General features: G+C 70.0%; 13 protein-coding genes. 4 read left to right on the forward strand and 9 right to left on the reverse strand.

What is annotated here, in order from left to right:
- Positions 1-10: 10 nt before the first annotated feature.
- From MLE43_RS13990 to MLE43_RS14010, 5 genes are read right to left on the reverse strand one after another with little or no spacing between them, the layout of a single operon-like run.
- Positions 11-679, reverse strand: a complete 669-nt coding sequence (locus MLE43_RS13990) for a hypothetical protein (protein WP_243305096.1) — start codon at positions 677-679, stop codon at positions 11-13.
- A gap of 18 nt (positions 680-697) precedes the next feature.
- Positions 698-2,260: a DHA2 family efflux MFS transporter permease subunit gene (locus tag MLE43_RS13995; RefSeq protein WP_243305098.1), complete on the reverse strand. Its 1,563-nt coding sequence runs from the start codon at positions 2,258-2,260 to the stop codon at positions 698-700.
- On the reverse strand, positions 2,257-3,369 hold the full coding sequence (locus MLE43_RS14000; RefSeq protein ID WP_243305099.1) for an HlyD family secretion protein: 1,113 nt from the start codon (positions 3,367-3,369) through the stop codon (positions 2,257-2,259). Before MLE43_RS14000 ends, MLE43_RS13995 begins: the two co-directional genes overlap by 4 nt.
- A gap of 11 nt (positions 3,370-3,380) precedes the next feature.
- Positions 3,381-4,763 (reverse strand): TolC family protein, encoded by a 1,383-nt coding sequence (locus MLE43_RS14005; RefSeq protein WP_243305101.1) that lies wholly within the window; start codon positions 4,761-4,763, stop codon positions 3,381-3,383.
- A 38-nt stretch (positions 4,764-4,801) separates the two neighbouring features.
- Positions 4,802-5,284 carry a MarR family winged helix-turn-helix transcriptional regulator gene (locus tag MLE43_RS14010; RefSeq protein ID WP_243305103.1) on the reverse strand — a complete coding sequence of 161 codons (483 nt, stop codon included), beginning with the start codon at positions 5,282-5,284 and terminating at the stop codon, positions 4,802-4,804.
- A gap of 206 nt (positions 5,285-5,490) precedes the next feature.
- On the opposite strand from MLE43_RS14010, the gene MLE43_RS14015 reads away from it, so the two are divergent.
- The 4 genes from MLE43_RS14015 to MLE43_RS14030 all read left to right on the forward strand — a co-directional run bounded on the left by MLE43_RS14015 (position 5,491) and on the right by MLE43_RS14030 (position 9,787).
- A complete protein-coding gene (locus MLE43_RS14015; RefSeq protein WP_243305104.1) occupies positions 5,491-6,492 on the forward strand; it encodes an alpha/beta hydrolase in 1,002 nt (333 codons plus the stop codon).
- A 55-nt stretch (positions 6,493-6,547) separates the two neighbouring features.
- Positions 6,548-6,982 (forward strand): hypothetical protein, encoded by a 435-nt coding sequence (locus MLE43_RS14020; RefSeq protein WP_243305106.1) that lies wholly within the window; start codon positions 6,548-6,550, stop codon positions 6,980-6,982.
- A gap of 119 nt (positions 6,983-7,101) precedes the next feature.
- Positions 7,102-7,848, forward strand: coding sequence for a 3-oxoacyl-[acyl-carrier-protein] reductase (gene fabG, locus MLE43_RS14025; protein ID WP_243305108.1), 747 nt, complete (start codon positions 7,102-7,104; stop codon positions 7,846-7,848).
- Positions 7,849-7,855: 7 nt separating this feature from the next.
- A complete protein-coding gene (locus MLE43_RS14030; protein WP_243305110.1) occupies positions 7,856-9,787 on the forward strand; it encodes a PP2C family protein-serine/threonine phosphatase in 1,932 nt (643 codons plus the stop codon).
- A gap of 10 nt (positions 9,788-9,797) precedes the next feature.
- On the opposite strand, the gene MLE43_RS14035 is transcribed toward MLE43_RS14030, so the two are convergent.
- From MLE43_RS14035 to MLE43_RS14050, 4 genes are all read right to left on the reverse strand, one after another.
- Positions 9,798-12,551 carry a serine/threonine-protein kinase gene (locus MLE43_RS14035; RefSeq protein WP_243305112.1) on the reverse strand — a complete coding sequence of 918 codons (2,754 nt, stop codon included), beginning with the start codon at positions 12,549-12,551 and terminating at the stop codon, positions 9,798-9,800.
- A gap of 90 nt (positions 12,552-12,641) precedes the next feature.
- The gene (locus MLE43_RS14040) at positions 12,642-15,212 is read right to left on the reverse strand and encodes a response regulator (protein ID WP_243305114.1); all 2,571 of its coding nucleotides are present in this window, start codon (positions 15,210-15,212) and stop codon (positions 12,642-12,644) included.
- 117 nt (positions 15,213-15,329) lie between these two features.
- Positions 15,330-16,646 carry an exodeoxyribonuclease VII large subunit gene (gene xseA, locus MLE43_RS14045; protein ID WP_243305116.1) on the reverse strand — a complete coding sequence of 439 codons (1,317 nt, stop codon included), beginning with the start codon at positions 16,644-16,646 and terminating at the stop codon, positions 15,330-15,332.
- Entirely contained in the window at positions 16,643-17,428 is a 786-nt protein-coding gene (locus MLE43_RS14050; RefSeq protein WP_243305118.1) for a transporter, read from the reverse strand. The genes xseA and MLE43_RS14050 overlap by 4 nt, the downstream gene beginning before the upstream one ends.
- Between the last annotated feature and the right edge of the window lie 10 nt (positions 17,429-17,438).

The following is a 17,438-nucleotide window of genomic DNA, read 5'->3' on the forward strand; positions in this document are numbered from 1 at the left end:
GAACCTACCATCAGCCCTTGGCGCTGGTCGGCCACAGTTCTTTCAGAATCACCCCGGCCAAGGTCAGGAAGGTCAATGCCAGCAGGATCATTCCTGTCCAGGCCGCCCAGGCGTGGCCGGGATGCCCCTGCCGCAGCCACCACTGGCCCGCATCGAACAGCACGGCCACGGCGCAACCGCCCATGAGGACGTTCCGGCCCTTCCAGCCCGTCCGCCGCAGGTAGCCGAAGGCAACCACCAGGAAGACCAGCGGGAACACGGCCAGGTGCAGACCGCGGGTTCCGATCGTGGCGAACAGGCCGTCGGAGGCCTCTTCCAGCGCCAGGGGCCGCAGGTCGTCGTACCCGGTGACCCGGGGGAACTGGCCGCCCGGGCCATGGCAGCTGGCGCAGTTGTTGGTGACGATGGCCTCCACGGGGGCGAAGCCCTCCCGGGTGGCCCCGCCCTGGATCCAGGTGCGGAAGACCGCCACCTCGGCGGGGCTCGTGTTGGGGGCCATGACGCCTTCAAGCACGGCCAGGAGGCGGGGCTGGGCCGCGGGGGCCTGGGCCATCCCCGTCTGCTCCTGGCGGGCGGCGAAGACCAAGCCCCCGGCCAGGAAGGCGGCCAGGGCCAAGATGATGAAGGAGGCGAAGGCGCGTTCGGAGAGGGGCTGGGTCCGCAGGCTCATGGGGCCCATGGTACCCGCCCTGGCCGGTCAGTCGACGTGCACCGGTCCCGTGGCCAGGCTCCGCCGCATGAGGAAGAGCAGGGGAAAGAGGCAGAAGCAGAGGATGCCCATGAACCAGAAGGTGTCCGAGAAGGCCATCATGCTGGACTGCCTCACCACCGTACCGTAGGCGGCACCCTGGGCCAGGTGGGCTGCGTCGGTGGGTGACAGCCCCCCGCGCAGGACGCCCAGCTGGGTGGTCCGGTCCAGGAACCCCTGATAGGCCGGGTTCCCCGGCGCCAGGTGGCCGATGAGGTTTGCCTGATGCACCTGGGACCGGCGGGCCAGCATGGTGGTGGCCAGGGCGATGCCGGTGCTGCCGCCGATGTTGCGGACCAGGTTCATGAGGCCGGTGGCGTAGGCGGTCTTCTCGTGGGGGATGTGCTGGAAGGCCGAGACATTGATGGGGATGAACAAGAAGGCGAAGCCGAGGCTCTGCAGCACGCGGGACCACATGGCCGTGCTGAAGTCCACTTGCAGGTTGAAGCCGGCCATCTGGATGAGGCCCAGGCCGCAGGTGAAGAAGCCGATGCCGATGAGCCAGCGGGTGTCCACTTTCTTCAGCAGCATGGCGACGATGGGCATCATGAGCATGATGGCCAGCCCGCCGGGGCTCAGCACCCAGCCACTCAGCAGGGCCGTGTAGCCCAGCAGGGTCTGGAGGAAGATGGGCAGCAGCGCCAGGCTGCCGTAGAGTACGAAGCCCAGCACGAAGAGCATGAGGATGGACACGGCGAAGGTGCGGTCCTTCATCAGCCTGAAGTCCACGATGGGCCGGGTCTTGCGGAGCTCGTAGAGGACCGCGAACACCAGGGCCACCACCGCGATGATGGCGAAGAAGACGATGTAGCCCGAGGAGAACCAGTCCTTGCGCTGGCCCTCGTCCAGGACGATCTCCAGCGAGGCCAGGCCCAGGGTGAGGATGCCGATGCCGAAGTAGTCGAACTTCGCCCCTTCCTTGAGCGAGATGCGGTGGAAGGTCGGGGGGTCCTGCACCAGCGCGCTGGTGAGCGTGAAGGACAGGAAGCCCACGGGGATGTTGATGAGGAAGATCCAGTGCCAGCTGAAGTTGTCCGTGATCCAGCCGCCCAGCACCGGGCCGATGATGGGCGCCAGCACCACGCCCATGCCGTAGACGGCCATGGCGGCGCCGCGCTTCTCGTGGGGGAAGGTCTCCACGAGGATCGCCTGGGAGATGGGCTGCAGGCCGCCGCCGCCCAGCCCCTGGAGCACCCGGAAGAAGATGAGCCAGCCGAGCGACGGCGCGATGCCGCAGAGCAGCGAGGCCACCGTGAAGACGCTCACGCAGGTGAGGTAGAACCGCTTGCGGCCCATGAGGCTGGAGAAGTAGCCGCCCAGGGGCAGCACCACGGCATTGGCCACCAGGTACGAGGTCAGCACCCAGGTGGTCTCCTCCACCGTGGCCGACAGGTCCCCCGCAATGTGCGGGAGCGCCACGTTCGCCACACTGGTGTCGAGGACCTCCATGAAGGTCGCGATCATCACCGTGAGGGCGATGATCCAGGGGTTGATGCGGCGGTGCTGGGTCACTTCACGAACACCGTGGCCTCGACGTTCATGCCGGGGCGCAGGACGACCTTCTGGGCTTCGGCTTCGTCGATGTGGATCTTCACGGGGATGCGCTGGACGACCTTCACGAAGTTCCCCACGGCATTCTCGGGAGGCAGCAGGCTCATGCGCGAGCCCGTGGAGCCGGCGATGGAGTCCACGTGGGCCTTCAGCACCATGCCGTTCATGTCCACCTTGACCTCGGCCTCCTGGCCGGGCTTCATCTTCGCGAGCTGGGTCTCCTTGAAGTTGGCCGTGACCCAGGTCTGGTGCAGGGGGATCAGCGTCATCAGGCCCTGGCCCGGCTGGATGGTCTGCCCAGCCTCCACGAACTTGCGGGTGACCACGCCATCCACCGGCGCCAGGATCTTCGTGTACCCGAGCTGGAGCTCCAGTCCCTCCTGGCTGGCGCGGGCCTGCTCCACCTGGGCCTGGGCCGAGGCCAGGCGGGCCTCGGCGGCGCCCACGGCCACCTTCCGGATGTCGGCCTCGCGCTGGAGCGAGCCCATGCGCTGCTGGGCGGCGCGCCAGTCGCCGTCGGCCACGTCGGCCTGGGTGCGGATGCCGTCGAACTGCTGGGCGGAGATCTCCTCCCGCTCGGCCAGGGGCTTCATGCGCTGGACGTCCATCTTCGCCTTGTCGAGGCTGGCCTTCTTGGAATCCAGGTTGGCCTTGGCCGTCTCCAGGTCTGAGCCCTTGGCCTGCTGGAAGGCCACCCGGGCGCGCTCCAGGTCCGCCCGGGCGCCTTCAACCTGGGCCTGGGCCTGGGCCAGGGCGGCCCTGGCCTGGTCGAGCCGGGCCTGGATGTCGCGGGGATCCACGCTCACCAGAGGGTCTCCGGCCTTCACGGCCTGATTGTCCTCCACCAGCACCTTGTCCACAGTGCCGTACACGCGGCAGGAGATCGGCACCAAGTGGCCGTCCACCTGGGCGTCATCGGTGCTCACGCGGTTGCGGGAGTAGAGCCACAGGCCGCCGCCGAGGAGGAGGGCGATGGGCGTGCCGATGAGGAGGGCCCGCATGGCCTTGGAGATGCCGGCGGCAGCGGCGCCGCTGGGGGTGTCCTGAACGATGGGTGCATCTTGGTTCATCGGGGTCTCCATCAGCGGGCGAAGGTCTGTTCGAGCTGGCCAGTGGCGCGGGCCAGGTCCACGCGGGACTGGTTCAGGCGGTAGAGGGCATTGATCTGGTTGTCGTTCGCGCGGGCCAGCTCGTCCTGGGCATTGATCACTTCGATGTTGTTGCTCACGCCGGCCTCGAAGCGGTGCCGGGCCTGGGTGAGGGCTTCGGTGGACAGGCTCACGGCGAGGTCGGCGACTTCCACCTCGTGGGCCGCGGCGTCCAGCTCGGCCTGCGCCACCTGGACTTCGTACCCCACCTGGGCGCGCACATCACGGCGGGCCTCCTGCACCCGGACCTGCTCGGACTTGGCCCGGGAGATCTGCGAAGACACCAGGCCGCCCGTGAAGAGGGGCACCCGGAGCCCCAGCGAGACTTGGTAGGTGTTGACCCAGGGCTGGGATTGGAGGCCCGTGGAGCCGTAAGTGCCGCTGGCGACGAGGGTGGGCAGGCGCAGGCTCTGGGCCGCCTGGCGCAGACTCTCGGCGGCCTTCTCCCGGGCATCCAGCGCGGCGAGCTCAGGGCGCTGCAACAGGCCCGCCTGGTAGGCCGCCTCGAAGCCGCCGACAGGCAGGGTGGGCGCGGTGAGGCTGTCCGCCAGGTCGATCCGGGTACCGGGAGCCAAGTCCAGCAGGCGGCCGAGGCCCGCCAGGGCGGTGGTGCGCTGGGTCTGGGCCTGGATCAGGCGCTGGCGTTCAGTCTGCAGCTGCACCTTCGAGCGCAGCGTGTCGAGCTTGGTGCCCACGCCCTGCTTCTGCTGGTTCTCCGCCAGCTGGGTCAGAGCCTCGGCCAGCGCCACGCGGGATTCCCCCGCCTTCACGGAGGCCGCCGCCCGGAGGGCATGGAGGTACTGGCCCACCACCAGGGCGGCGATCTCCTCGCGCACGGCGCGGCCCTGGGCGCGGGCGGCGTCCTCCGCGTGGCGGGAGGCCCGCCACTTCTTCCAGAGGCTGAGGTCGAAGACCGGCACCTGGGCCTCCACCCCCACTTGGCCCCAGTTGAAGGGGCCCACCACTTCGGGGCCGTGGGGCTGGGCCAGGCCCATGAGGGCATCCAGGTTGTACTTGTTCCGCTGGCCGAAGGCCTGGGCAGCCACCTGGGGCATGAGGGCCGCCGCGGCGGCCCGGCGGTCATCGCCGCTCTCGGCGATGGTCAGCAGCGACTGCTGCACCCGGGGGTTCTGCTCGAGGGCGGTCTTCAGGGCCTGGGCCAGGGTGAGCTGCACCGCGGGCTGAGGGCTCGGAGCGGCGATGGGGGCAGGAGGGGGGACCTGGGCCGAGGCTCCGCCGGCGGCCAGCAGAGCGAGCGTGAGCGCCTGTCCCCGGCCATGGGGGGCGCGGAGGGCCCGGGGGCGGGTGGGGGACATGCAAACCTCCATCGATCTCGAAAAAAAACATCGGCCGGTCATGCGGGCGACCCGCTGTTGGCCCGGATCCGGTTCAGGAAGCCCTTGAGCTGATCCAGCTCCTCCCGGGTGAACCCCTTCAGGTGGGCATTCAGCACCTTGATGGCCACCGGGGGCAGGTGGGGCAGCAGCGCCTGACCCGCGTCCGTAAGCTCCAGGCGGGTGACCCGGCGGTCTGTGCTGCTGGGCACCCGGCGGATCAGTCCTTTCTCTTCCAGGCGATCGAGCATGCGGGTCATGGAGCCGGTGTCGCAGTGGCCGAAGCGGCACAGCTCGGCGGCCGTGGAGGCGCAGCCTCGGGCGATGCGCATGAGGATGACCCACTGCGCGCCGGTGATGCCCATGCCCTGGCTGGCCATTTCGTCATCGAATCCGGCCAGGATCCGCCGGGAGGTGTCTGCGATGAGGCGCCCCAGGCTGTCCTCGGGGTTGTAGTTTTCGGGGGTGTACAGCGGTTCGGGTTCTTTTCGATGGGTGCCCATGGACGGTTCCTGATTCAATGCCTAAGCAATCACTGCCAGAGCAGCAATATTGAGAACCTTTTGCCTCCTTGTCAATGGACAGCCTGCTCCCGGGCGCGGATCGGAAGTGGACCCCCGCGAACCTTCGACCGCGCCGGCCCATTGAAGGGAAGGGCCTCCGCTTCGTCTACCCTGGACGGAGGGATGCCTGCGACTCCGGAGACCTCATGAACCCTGCCTGGCCCTGCCTTCCCCTCGCGGCGCTCGCAGCGTTCTCCCAGACGGCCCCGGCTCCCGCTCCGGCGCCGGTGGAGCGGGACATCGCCTTTCCGGGCTTCAACGCCGTCCCCCTGAAGGGCAGCGTCAGGACGGGCGGCGCCCATCCCTATTTCGCGGTGATGGTGGCCGGCTCCGGCCCCACGGACCGGGACTGGTCGAACCCCCTGATCCCCGTGCCCAGCCATGGCGGGCGGGACTTCGCCGTCTGGCTCCAGGGCCAGGGCATCGGCTCCCTGCGCTACGACAAGCGCTTCATCGGATCGAAGGATCCGAAGCTGGACATCTCCCTGGATGCCCAGGTGGGCGACCTCAAGGCGGCGCTCAGGGTGGCCCGCATGCTGCCGGAGGCGAAGGGGAAGAAGCTGCTGCTGGTGGGCCACAGCGAAGGCGCGCTGCTGTCGCTTCTGGCGGGTGGCGAGGCCGATGCGGCTCTGCTGCTGGCCATGCCGGGGCTCAGCATGGGGCGCGTGATCCTGGCCCAGGTGAAGGGCCAGCTGGATGCGGCCGGCGCGCCCGCCGAGGTGGCCAAGGCGAATCTCGGCTACCTGGAGGAGGCCGAGGCCTCGATCCGGCAGGACAAGCCCCTGCCCGAGGCCGGCGCCCAGGTGGCCCCCGGCGTCCTGCGGCTGGCCCGGATGCTGGCCCTGCCCGAGAGCCGGGGCTTCGTCCGCGACACGCTGGACCTGGATCCCTGGGCTCTGGCCCAGCGCCTGCCGGTGCCCTGCGCCGTGGTCTGGGGGGATCGGGACGTGCAGACCTGGAAGCCGGACGCGGTGCCTCCCGGGTTCAAGGGGGTCGTCATCGAGCTGCCGGAGGCGAATCACCTCCTGAAGCGGGAGACCCGGGCACGGACCGCCCTGGATGGCGCGTCGGCCCTGGCCGGCTACGGCGACAAGACCCCCATGGCGGACCTCAGCCCGGTGGGCCGGTGGCTGGCAGGCCTCAAATAGGTTTGGAACGGGCCGGAGTTCGTACCATCATAGGAAAAGATCTCCAGAGGTATCCATGTTTCCCATCCGACTCCTGTCGCCTGTGATCGCTCTACTCGCAGCCCAGACGGCGCTCGCCACCGAGACCTGGGAGGCGGCCTCCTCGCGCCTCCAGGCCCATGTGGACGCCCGCCAGGGCTACGGCGCCATCGTGCGGATCGAGCGGGTGGACATCCAGACGGTCCGGGTGAGCCTGAAGGCCCTCTGGCCCCGGTTCCGCGGCGCCAGCTTCCAGCGCGGCGGCGACCTGCGGCTCCGGTACCGCCTCTGCGAGATGCAGGCCCGGGGCGATGAGACGGTCATCGGCACCACCACCATCGATCCCCACGCCACTCATCTGGATGTGCGCCTCTACGGTTCGGATTTCAACCCCAAGCTCCTGATGAGGCTCCCCGACCCGGGTCAGGCGTCGGTGGACACTGTGCTGATGGGACTGGGCACGGGCATCTGAGGCGGGCCCCGCAGACGGAGGACCCGTTCAAACGGCTCTTCGACGCCCTCGACGGGAGCGGGATGCGGGAGTGAGTCCGGCGGGCCTTGCTAGACTGGATGCCCACCTCCGGAGGTTCCATGTTCCGTCTTGACGGCAAGATCGCCCTCGTCACCGGCGCCAGCCAGGGCATCGGCGAGGCCATTGCGAAGCGCCTCGCCGCCCAGGGCGCCACAGTGGTGTGTGCGGCCCGGACGCTGAGGAAGCTCCAGGAAGTGGCCGACGCCATCACTTCCGCGGGCGGCAAGGCGGATGTGGTGGTGGCCGACCTGTCGGACGGGGCCTCCGTGCGCGCCGCGGTCGCCACGACGGTGGAGCGGCATGGCGCCATCCACATCCTGGTGAACAACGCCGGCATCACCCGCGACAAGCTGCTCATCCAGATGAAGGAGGAGGACTGGGATGCGGTGATCGACACCAACCTCAAGGGCGCCTGGACGGCCATCCAGGCGGCCACCAAGCCCATGATGAAGCAGCGCTGGGGCCGCATCATCAACATCGCCTCCGTGGTCGGCCAGATGGGCAACCCGGGCCAGGCGAACTACGTGGCGGCCAAGGCCGGCCTCATCGGCCTCACCAAGTCCGTGGCGCGGGAGCTGGCCAGCCGCAACGTGACCGCCAACGCCGTGACGCCCGGCTACATCGAGACCGCCATGACCGCGGGCCTGTCCGAAGACGTGAAGGCGGAGTTCACCAAGCAGATCCCCCTGGGCCGCATGGGCACCGGCGAGGACATCGCCGCCTCCGTGGCCTTCCTCGCCAGCGACGAGGCGGGCTACATCACGGGCCAGGTGCTGAGCGTCAACGGCGGCATGCTGATGGCCTGAGCCGACCATGTCCCAACGCGCGAAGGACCTGATCCGCCGAGGCTGGGCGGCCTTCCGATTCCGCCGCCACTGGCCCTGGGTGCTGGTCGTGCTCGGCCTGCCCCTGGCCCTGAAGCCCGTGGGTTCGGGCTGCGCGGCGTTCCTGGCCTGGATCGGGGCCCTGGTCCTGTTGGGCCGGGCCTTGCGCTGGGTCTGGGACCGGCTGCTGTTCCGGGTGTCCCGGCGGCTCTGGATGATCCTCGCCCTGATGTCCGTGCTCCCCGTGGTGGCCATGGCCGTGATGCTCATGGCCCTGAGCTGGCTGGGCCTCGGCGCTCAGGTGAGCCGCTCCACCCAGCAGACCCTGGCGGCCTGGGAGGAGGCCCTGCGGAGCGCCAACGGCGAGGCTTCCGACGCCGCGGCCCTCCAGGTCCTCCGCACCTACGGCGGGGCCTGGGTGGACCACACGCGCCAGCTTCCCGAGGGCATGGACGCCTCCTTCGTGGGCATGGTCTGGGCGGACAGCCACGATGCGGATGCCGAAGCGGGCCGGAAGGACACCTACCTGCGGGCCGTGCGCAAGGAAGCCGGCGGATACCGCATCCTGTCGCTCAACCTGGGCGTGCTGGGCGATCGGGCCCAGGCCTTGGCGGGAGGTCAGGTGGTGTTCCAGCTCACCCCGCGGAAGGAAGGCCGGGAACGCGAGGAGAAGCTGCAAATCAAGGCCGGCGGCCGGCGAAGGGACACTGAGACGCCCATCCTCGTGGGCCAGCGGGAGACCCTCGCGAGCTGGACCAAGGGCCAAGCGCTCCGGGGTTCCGGACTATTCGCGCCGTTCAACCTTCCGCCCCTGGCCTTCCCCATCGTGGACTGGGCCACGGGCCGGCCCATGGTGCTGACCGCCACGCCGGAGACCAACCTCTACGCCCTGTTCGCCGGCTTCCGCTCCGGCGACCGGCAGGCCCTGTCCGAGGGCACCGTGAAGGCCATCATCGTGGTCTCCCTGGTGCTGATGGGCCTGCTCATGGCCCAGGCGGTGGCGGCGATCCTCGGGCTGGTGCTGGCCTGGTCCCTGGGCCGCGCGGTGAACGATCTGCACGGCGGCGTGAAGCGCCTCAGCCTTGGGGATTTCTCCACCCGCATCCGGCCCCGGGGCCGCGACCAGGTGGCCCAGCTCTCCTCGGCCTTCAACGAGATGGCGGGCCGCCTCCAGGCCGCCGGCATAGAGCGGGAGGAGCGCCTGCGCATGGAGGAGGAGCTGCGCGTGGCCCGCGAGGTCCAGATGCGGCTGCTGCCGGACCTGGAGGCCCTGCGGCTGCCGTCGGTGCGGGCCGCGATCTTGCCGGCCCTCGAGGTGGCGGGAGACTACTACGACCTGTTCCCTCTGCCGGACGGCAGCCTGGCCTTCCTCATCCTCGATGTGAGCGGGAAGGGGACCAGCGCCGCCTTCTACGCGGCCGAGACGAAGGGCGTGCTGTCCGCCCTGGACAAGCAGACCCTGGGCCCGGTGGAGGTGGCCGATCGGCTGAACGCGATCTGGTGCCAGGGCCACGACCGGCGCCTCTTCCTCACCCTGGCCTACGGCACCTTCCACCCCCGGACGGGCCAGTACCGGTTCGTGCGGGCGGGCCATCCCTGCGCGTTCCTGCGCGGCGCGGACGGTCGCGTGGCGCGCCTCCACCCCCGTGGATTGGGCGTGGGCCTCAGCGCCACCCGCTTCAAAGCATCGCTGGATCTGTGCGAAGGCGTCCTGGAGCCCGGGGACAGCCTGATCTTCTACACGGACGGCCTGTCGGAAGCCCAGGCTCCGGATGGCAGCTTCTACGGCGAGGATCGCCTGGAAGCCCTGCTGGCCGGCCCTTCCGAGGATCTGCAGGCCACCATCCTGGCGAACGTGATGGCCTTCACCCAGGACCGCCCCCTGGCGGACGATCTGACGCTGCTCATCCTCAAGCGCTGATCCCGGGGGGTCAGCCCTGGGCCCCCGCCTTCAGTTCCCGCATGATTTCGGGGGCCTGGATGCGGGCCCCGCCGAGGGCCTTCGCGAACAGCTGCTTCGCCTCGTCCAGCCGGCCCTCGGCGCGGGCCAGCCAGGCCTGGGCCCGGAGGATGTAGGGCGTCTCCTCGGTGGAGAGGTTGCGGCTCCGGTCCAGCAGGGCGCGGGCCATGCCGCGTCGGCCCTCGCGGGCCATGCACTCGGCCTCCGCCGCCAGGCAGTGGGTCTCCATCAGCGTGTCCGCCAGCTCCTCGTGGAGGGCCAGGGACTGCCGGTAGAACATGCGGGCGGCCTCGTAGCGCCCCGCGTCGCGGTTGATCTCGCCCAGGTTGTAGAGGGCGGTGGCCTCCATGGGCTTGAGCTGGGTCTTGCGGGCCTGCTCGAGGCACTGGCGCTCCAGGCCCTCGGCGCGGTCCAGCTCGCCCCGCGCCTGGGCCACGCTGGCCAGGCCCATGAGGGAGTAGACCAGGCCGTTGTCGTCGCCGATGGCTTGCCGCAGGGTCTGGGCCTTGCGGAAGAAGGCCTCCGCGCGGTCCAGCCCGCCCTCCTGGGCGAGGGCCAGGTCGCCGAGGTTGTTGGTGATGAAGGACTCGCCCCAGCGGTCGCCATAGGCCTGCACGATCTGGAGGGCGCTCTGGTAGCGGGCCTCGGCCTCCTTGAGGTGGCCGCGCTCCTTCTCGATCACGGCCAGGTTGTTGAGCGACCGGGTGGCATTCAGCTTGTCGCCCAGGCGCTGGTAGGTGGCCAGGGCCTGCTGGTATTCGGTTTCCGCCTCGGCAGCCTTGTGCTGGCGCTGGAAGTTCACGCCGAGGGTGGCGTGGATCCCCGCCTCGAAGGCCGCTTCACCGAGGGCGTGGGCCAGTTCCAGGGCCTCGCGGCCGATGCGGTCCGAAGCCTCCCACTGGCCCCGGTCGCCATGTCGCACGGACAGATAGTGCAGGGCCTTCATCTCGCTGACCTGGTCGCCCTGGGCCCGGGCGGACCAGCGGGCCCACTGGAACACGGGCTCGGGAGGGGCATCTGCCAGGCGGCTGAGGCACCGGGCGTAGCCCAGGATCGCCGGCGCGAAATCGGGGGCCTTCAGTGCCGCAGCCTGGAAAGCGGGCGCGGCTTCCTTGAAGTCTCCCCGGTCCATGAGGTCGGCACCCCGCACATAGGCCTCCATGGCTTCCGGCACCACGGGCAGCGCCGCTCGCGGCTTGGGGGCCAGGGGGTCCACGGCCTTGATGAGGTCGGCCGCCACCTTTCGGGTGAGGGGCAGGGCCACCGCCGCGCGATCACTGGCCTCCCGGGCTTCGCCAGAGTACCGGGCCTTCCCGGCGGCATCGCTGAGCTCATAGGCCAGCACGACCGAGCCGTCGCTGCCCCGGGCGAGGGTGCCCCGCAGCACCAGCTGGGCACCCAGCGCGGAGATCAGGCGGGCCTGGTCGCCCGGCGGGATCGGGCCCCGGGGGGCCAGGCGCAGGGCCGCCCGGCCCCGGGCCATGCTGTCGGCATCCACTGGTGCCAGCTTGGCCTGGGCGGCCAGCGAGGCTTCGAGCATCTGCGGCAGCACCAGCTGCGTCAGGGAATCCAGGTGATCGTTGCCGGTGGTGTTGGCGAAGGGCAGGACGGCCAGCCGCGCGGGCCGTTCGCGCGTCAGGTCGGCGATGATCCCCCGGGTGGTGAACCAGTGCGCACCCGTGGCCAGCGCCAGGGCAGTGAGGGCGGAGGCGCCGGCCCAGCGCAGGGCGCTGCGGGGCCGGAGCAGGTGGTCGAGGCGCCGGCCGACCTGGGCCGCGGTGGGCCGCTTGAAGGGATGGGCCTCCAGCATGGACAGCAGGAGCTCCGAGGCTCCCGACGGCAGGCTGCGGACCTTGAGGTCGCGGTGGCTGCCCTGGACGATGGCCAGCATCCGCGCCCGTCCTTCACCGGGGAAGGGGTGTTCTCCGGCCAGCAACTCCCAGGCGAGGATGCCGAGGGAGAACACATCGCTGGAGGAACCCGCGGCCTGGCCCTGGATCTGCTCCGGGGAGGCATAGCTCGGGCTGCCCATGAAGGTGCCCGCCTGGGTGATCCGCTCCCAGGCGTGGTTGCCCGAGGGGTCCTCGCCGTCTTCGGCCTGCTTGGCCCGGCCCGCCTCCTCCATGGCCTTGAGGGTCCCCAGCGTCGGCACCCCGGAGGGCGTGCTGCGCGGATCGCCCGGGCCGGTGGGCTCCACCAGCCGCGCCAGTCCGAAGTCGAGGACCTTCACCTGGAGCTTCCGGGTGCCGGAGGCCTGCGCCACCATGACGTTGCCGGGCTTCAGGTCGCGATGGATCAGCCCCTTGGCATGGGCGGCCTCCAGGGCGTGGGCCACGGCGCTGATCACCCGGAGCTTCTCGCGCACGTCCAGTTCCGGCGCCACCTGGTCCAGGGTCCGGCCCTCGATGAGCTCCATGGCGATGTAGGTGCCGCTGGGGTTCTCCACCCAGTCGTGCACCTGGCAGACGTTGGGGTGGTTCAGCTGGGCTAGGGCCAGGGCTTCCCGGCGGAAGCGCTCCGGTGCGGAGGCTTCGCGTTCCGCCCCGGCGCGCAGGGCCTTGAGGGCCACGCTGCGCTCCAGGGTGGAATCCCAGGCCTGGTAGACCTCGCCCATGCCGCCGGTGCCGAGGAGGGCCTCCACCCGGAAGCGGCCCACCTGGGTGCCGGGGGGCAGAATCCGCCTCCGGTGGGAGGGTACGGACTCGGCATCGGTTTCATTGGACATTTGGGCACCGGCGATTTTTTTTACCTTATCACGGCCCGCATGCCTCATGGCGTGGTTAACACCCTCCGGCGAAACCGCCGAAGCCAACCGTCAGGGACCTTCGGGACTCCTGCCGAGGGTGCTGAGGACGGTCTGCTCCAGGGCGCGGAGGGTATAGGGCTTCTGGAGGAAGCCCGCAAAGCCCCGGCCCGTGAAGTCCTGGGCGGATTCCTGCTCGCTGTACCCGCTGCTGAGGATCACGGGGAGGTGGGGCAGGATGCGGCGGATCTGCTGGAAGGCCTCCCGCCCGTCCATGAGGGGCATGGTGAGGTCCATGAGCACCAGGTCCACGTCTCCGCCGCGATGGTGCAGCACCTCCAGGGCTTCGAGGCCGTTGCCGGCGGTGAGGACGGTGAGGCCGAGGGATTCCAGTGCGGAGCCGGCGGCGTCGCGGATCATCTCCTCGTCGTCCACGAGCAGCACCGAGGCCTTCTGGGAGGGAGCAGGCACGGTGGCGACGCTGGGGGGTTCGGCGGTGCAGGCTTCGCTGGCCGGGAAGAGCAGCTTGAAGGTGGTGCCATGGCCGGGTTCGCTGTAAATCCGGAGCCCGGCATGGTGGCCCCGCAGGATGCCCACCGTCGCCGACAGTCCGAGCCCGCGACCGGAGACCTTGGTGGTGAAGAACGGCTCGAAGATGCGGGCCTGGACTTCCGGTGTCATGCCGCAGCCCGTGTCGCTCACCTCGAGGGTCACGTAGGCCCCCGGAGCCAGGTCCTGGCCGTGGAAGACCTGATCCAGGTAGGTGCGGTCCACCTGGAGGCTGCTGGTGCTGAGGCGGATGGTGCCCTCGGCGTCCCCGATGGCATCCGCCGCGTTCGTGACGAGGTTCATGATGACCTGCTGGACCTGCGCCGCATCGGCCTCCACCTGGGGCAGATCCGGAGCCAGCTGGAAACGCAGGGCGATCTTCTTGGAGATGGAGACCTCGAGCAGGTGGGTGACTTCCTGCACCACCTGGTTCAGGTCGTAGGGGCGCACCACAAAGCGCCCCTTGCCGGAGTAGGCCAGCATCTGGCGGGTGAGGTCCGCGGCGCGGTGGATGATCTGCTCCAGACTGTCGAGGTGGGGCATGGCGGGGGACTCGGGAGCCAGCTTCATCTGGGCCACGTTCATGTGGCCCAGCATGGCGGTGAGCAGGTTGTTGAAGTCATGGGCGATGCCGCCCGCCAGGACGCCCAGGCTCTCCAGCTTCTGCGCGTGCTGCATCTGCCGTTCGAGCAGGAGCCGGGCCTCCTCCGCCCCGCGCCGTTCCAATTCCGCGGCGGCCCGGGTGGAGAAGATCCTCAGCAGGGAGGCCACCTCCGAAGGGGAGGTCGGGGAGGCATGGTGGAGCACCGCCAGCACGCCGAGGGCCCGGCCCTGGGAATCGACCAGGGGCGCGCCGATGTAGCTGTCCGCCCCGAGATCGTGGAGCATCCCGCAGGCGGGGAAGCTCTCCTGGACATGGGTGGCGAACACGCAGACCTCGCCGCGGATGGCCCGTTCGCAGGGGGTTCCGGCCTGGGCGTATTCGAAGTTCTCGGTGGGGAGACCCTTGGAGAGGACCGACAGGGTGCGGATCCGCCCCGCGTCACCGGCGCTGAGGCACTCCCCGATGAAGGCCACATCGGCTTCCGTGGCCTGGGCCAGGTGCCTGACCAGCTCGTGGAGGAAGGATTCCCCCGTGGTGGCCGAGAGGCCATGGACCATGTGGAGGATCTGCTCTGCCACCCGGTGCCGTTCCGCCAACTCCCGCTCAAGTCCCCGGTTCAGTTCCCGGATCTCTGCCGTGGCTTTTCCCACCCTGCGCCGGAAGGCGAACGCCACCACGATGGACAGGGCCAGCGCCGCGAGGATGGCCAGGCCCGTCCGCCAGGCCCAGGGGGGCAGCCCCGCCTTCGATTGGGAGGACAGCCAGCGGTTGAGGGCCCGGTGGTACCCGGAGTCGGGCCGGCTCTTCCCATCGCGCAGGTAGGCGTCCAGGACTGCCAGCAGATCGCCGTTCCGCCCATCCCTGGTGGCGAAATGGTGGTCGAAAGGGCTGAAGACCACCGGGGTGCGCTCCACGCCGAACCTGGACTCCTGGGAGTAGCCGAAGGAGCTGGAGGTCACACCCCCATCCGTGCGTCCCTCGGCGACGGCCTGGAGCACCTCGGAGAAGTCATCGAACTCGACGTAGGTGACCGGGAGGTTGAACCGGGTGCAGAGTTCCCGGAAATGCTCACCGTTGGCGTCACCGCGCATGACCGCGATCCGGCGGTTCCGGGTGTCCAGCACCGTCGTGATCCCAGAGCCGGGGTGGGCGTACAGGATGCTCCAGGCCGTGAACGCGTGCTCCTGGCCGAAATCCAGGTAGCGATCGCGCTCAGGGGAGTAGGCCACGCTGGTGAGCAGGTCCACCTCGCCGGAGCGGGCCCGGTCGAGGCCATCCTGCCAGGTGCCGGGAACGAAGCGCAGCTCCCAGTCCTCTTTGGCCGCCACCTCCCGGAGCATGTCCACGTAGAAGCCCTGGGGTTGCCCCTGGTTGTCCATGAAGATGGCCGGGACATGGGGGAAGACCGCCACCCGGACCACGCGCTGCGGAGCCGCGACCAGGCCGAAGGCGCAGCCGAGCATCGCCAAGGCGAGGATCAGGGATCTCAAGCGTGATGATGGTAAAAAGAAGTTTCGTGGCATAGTCCTGCCTAGGGCTCCATCGTCACAAACTACCCGCGACTCAAGTTTGGGGCTACCCGCTTTCACGCTTTATCTCTGCTTGGGTTATTCCAGCCGGGCCTGCCGCTCGCCGTCGCGCCAGCGCAGGCGCAGGGCCGCTCCGGCGGGCTGTGCCATCGCCGTGGTGACGGGGCGTCCCTCGGCATCCAGGGCCAGGACGAAGCCCCGCTGGAGCGGGCCGGTGGGATCCAGTCCCCGCAGCCGTTCCCCAAGGACCGCCAGGCGCTGATCCCGCTGCTGAAGCCCCCGCAGGACCGCCGGGGCCAGGGCACGCTGGGCTGCGTACACCCGCGGCAGGTCCGCCTCCCCGGCGGCGCGTCCGGCGGCCTGGTTCAGGCGCTGCCGCAGCAGGGCCAGCCGCCCGCCGGCGGCATCGAGGCCGCGGCTGGGGTGGGCCAAGGCCAGGCGCTGGCCCAGGGCGGCCAGGCGCGCTCCGGTCGTGGCCAGCGGTTCCGTCCGCTGGAGGCCGTGATCCGTCAGCAGGTTGAGCGTGGTCTCCAGGCCCCGCAGGCGCCAGGCGGCCTTCGCAGCCAGCGCCTCGGTCCGCCGCCGCAGGTCGGCACCCAGGGCCACGCGGTCCGGGGTGGCCAGCTCCGCAGCCTGGCTGGGGGTGGCGGCGCGGCGGTCCGCGGCCAGGTCCACCAGCGTCGTGTCGATCTCGTGGCCCACCCCGGTGATGATGGGGATGCGGCACTCGGCCACGGCCCGCACGAGCTCCGGATCGTTGAAGGCCCAGAGATCCTCCAGGCTGCCGCCGCCCCGCACCAGCAGCAGGGCCTCGCAGCCCCAGTAGGGATCCTGGAGCTCCTGGATCGCCAGCAGCGTTTCCGGCACGCAGCGTTCGCCCTGGGCCGCCGCCGGGGCGATGAGCAGGTCGATACCCGGGGCGCGGCGGGCCGTCACCTCCAGCACATCGCGCAGGGCCGCGCCGCCCAGGGCCGCCACGATGCCGAGCTTCTGCGGGAAGCGGGGCAGGGGGCGCTTGGGCCGGTCGAAGAGGCCCTGGGCGCGCAGGTCCGCCTCGAGCGCCCGCAGCCGCGCCTGCAGGTCGCCCACGCCCGCGGGCTCGCAGTGCGTCACGGCCAGCGTGATCGTCCCGCCCGCCACGTAGAGGTTGAGGCTGCCCTTCAGCACCACCCGCTGCCCGTCCGCCGGCTTGTGCTGGAGGAACCGCTGCTGCCCCGCCCACACCGCACAGGAGAGGGCCGCGCCCTCCTCCTTCAGCGTGAAGTACCAGTGCCTGCCCGAGCCCCGGAAGTTCGACACCTCCCCCACCACGCACACCGCCGCGAACGGCGGCTCCAGCCGGGCCTTCACCTGCTCCAGCAGGCGCTTGACGGAGAGAGGGGCCGCTTCACTCATGGCTTGCGGAAGCGTCCCAGGCCCACCGTGAGTCCCGCAAAGACGGTGTACCGGGGGGCCCCTCGGGTCAGCCCCACATCCACGCCCGCATCCAGCACCAGCCGCTTCGAGACCTTGTAGGCCAGGGCCCAAAGGTTGGAGGCGATGCGCGCATTCACCGGGGTTGCCTGGAGGGCGTACAGTTCGCCGGTGATGGACCAGGCGTCGCTGAGGTTGCGGGTGATGGAGACGGTGCCTGCGGTCTGGGTGGCGCGGCCCCCTCCCGCGTCAGGCGTGAGCCCGATCCAGGACTCCAGCAGGTTCACATCGATGTGGTAGGACCCCGCATCCCGACTGAACAGCAGGGTGAGCGTGTCGATCGGGGCGCCATTGCCGAGGCCCTGCGCCGTCGAGGCCGTGGGGAAGGTGTGGGCCACCTGGATGGCCTGGTCCATGCCGAACAGGCCATCGTGGAGGTAGCACCACTGCACAGCCAGGTTGAAGTCACCCAGACCCGAGGCTGGAGGTGCGCCCGCGGGTTCGAGGCGCAGGTAGCCCGGACAGGCGAGGCGAAGCTCCAGATCCTTCGCCAGGCCCAGTTTCAGGAGGGTGGGTGTTCCGAAGCTGGGGCCGTCCTCGCGGAAGGCACTCCGCTGGAGACCCCATTCCAGCTCCGCGACGCCCGGTTGGGTGGTGAGGGCCGGATTGGCGAAGGTCGGCCGGTTGGGATTCACCTCGATGGGCGGTTCATCGGCCCGCAGAAAGCCGGAAAGCACGAGACAGAGGGCCAATGGGATGCGCATGGCCATTCAG

This window comes from Geothrix oryzisoli, from assembly GCF_022808865.1.
Lineage (GTDB): Bacteria > Acidobacteriota > Holophagae > Holophagales > Holophagaceae > Geothrix > Geothrix oryzisoli.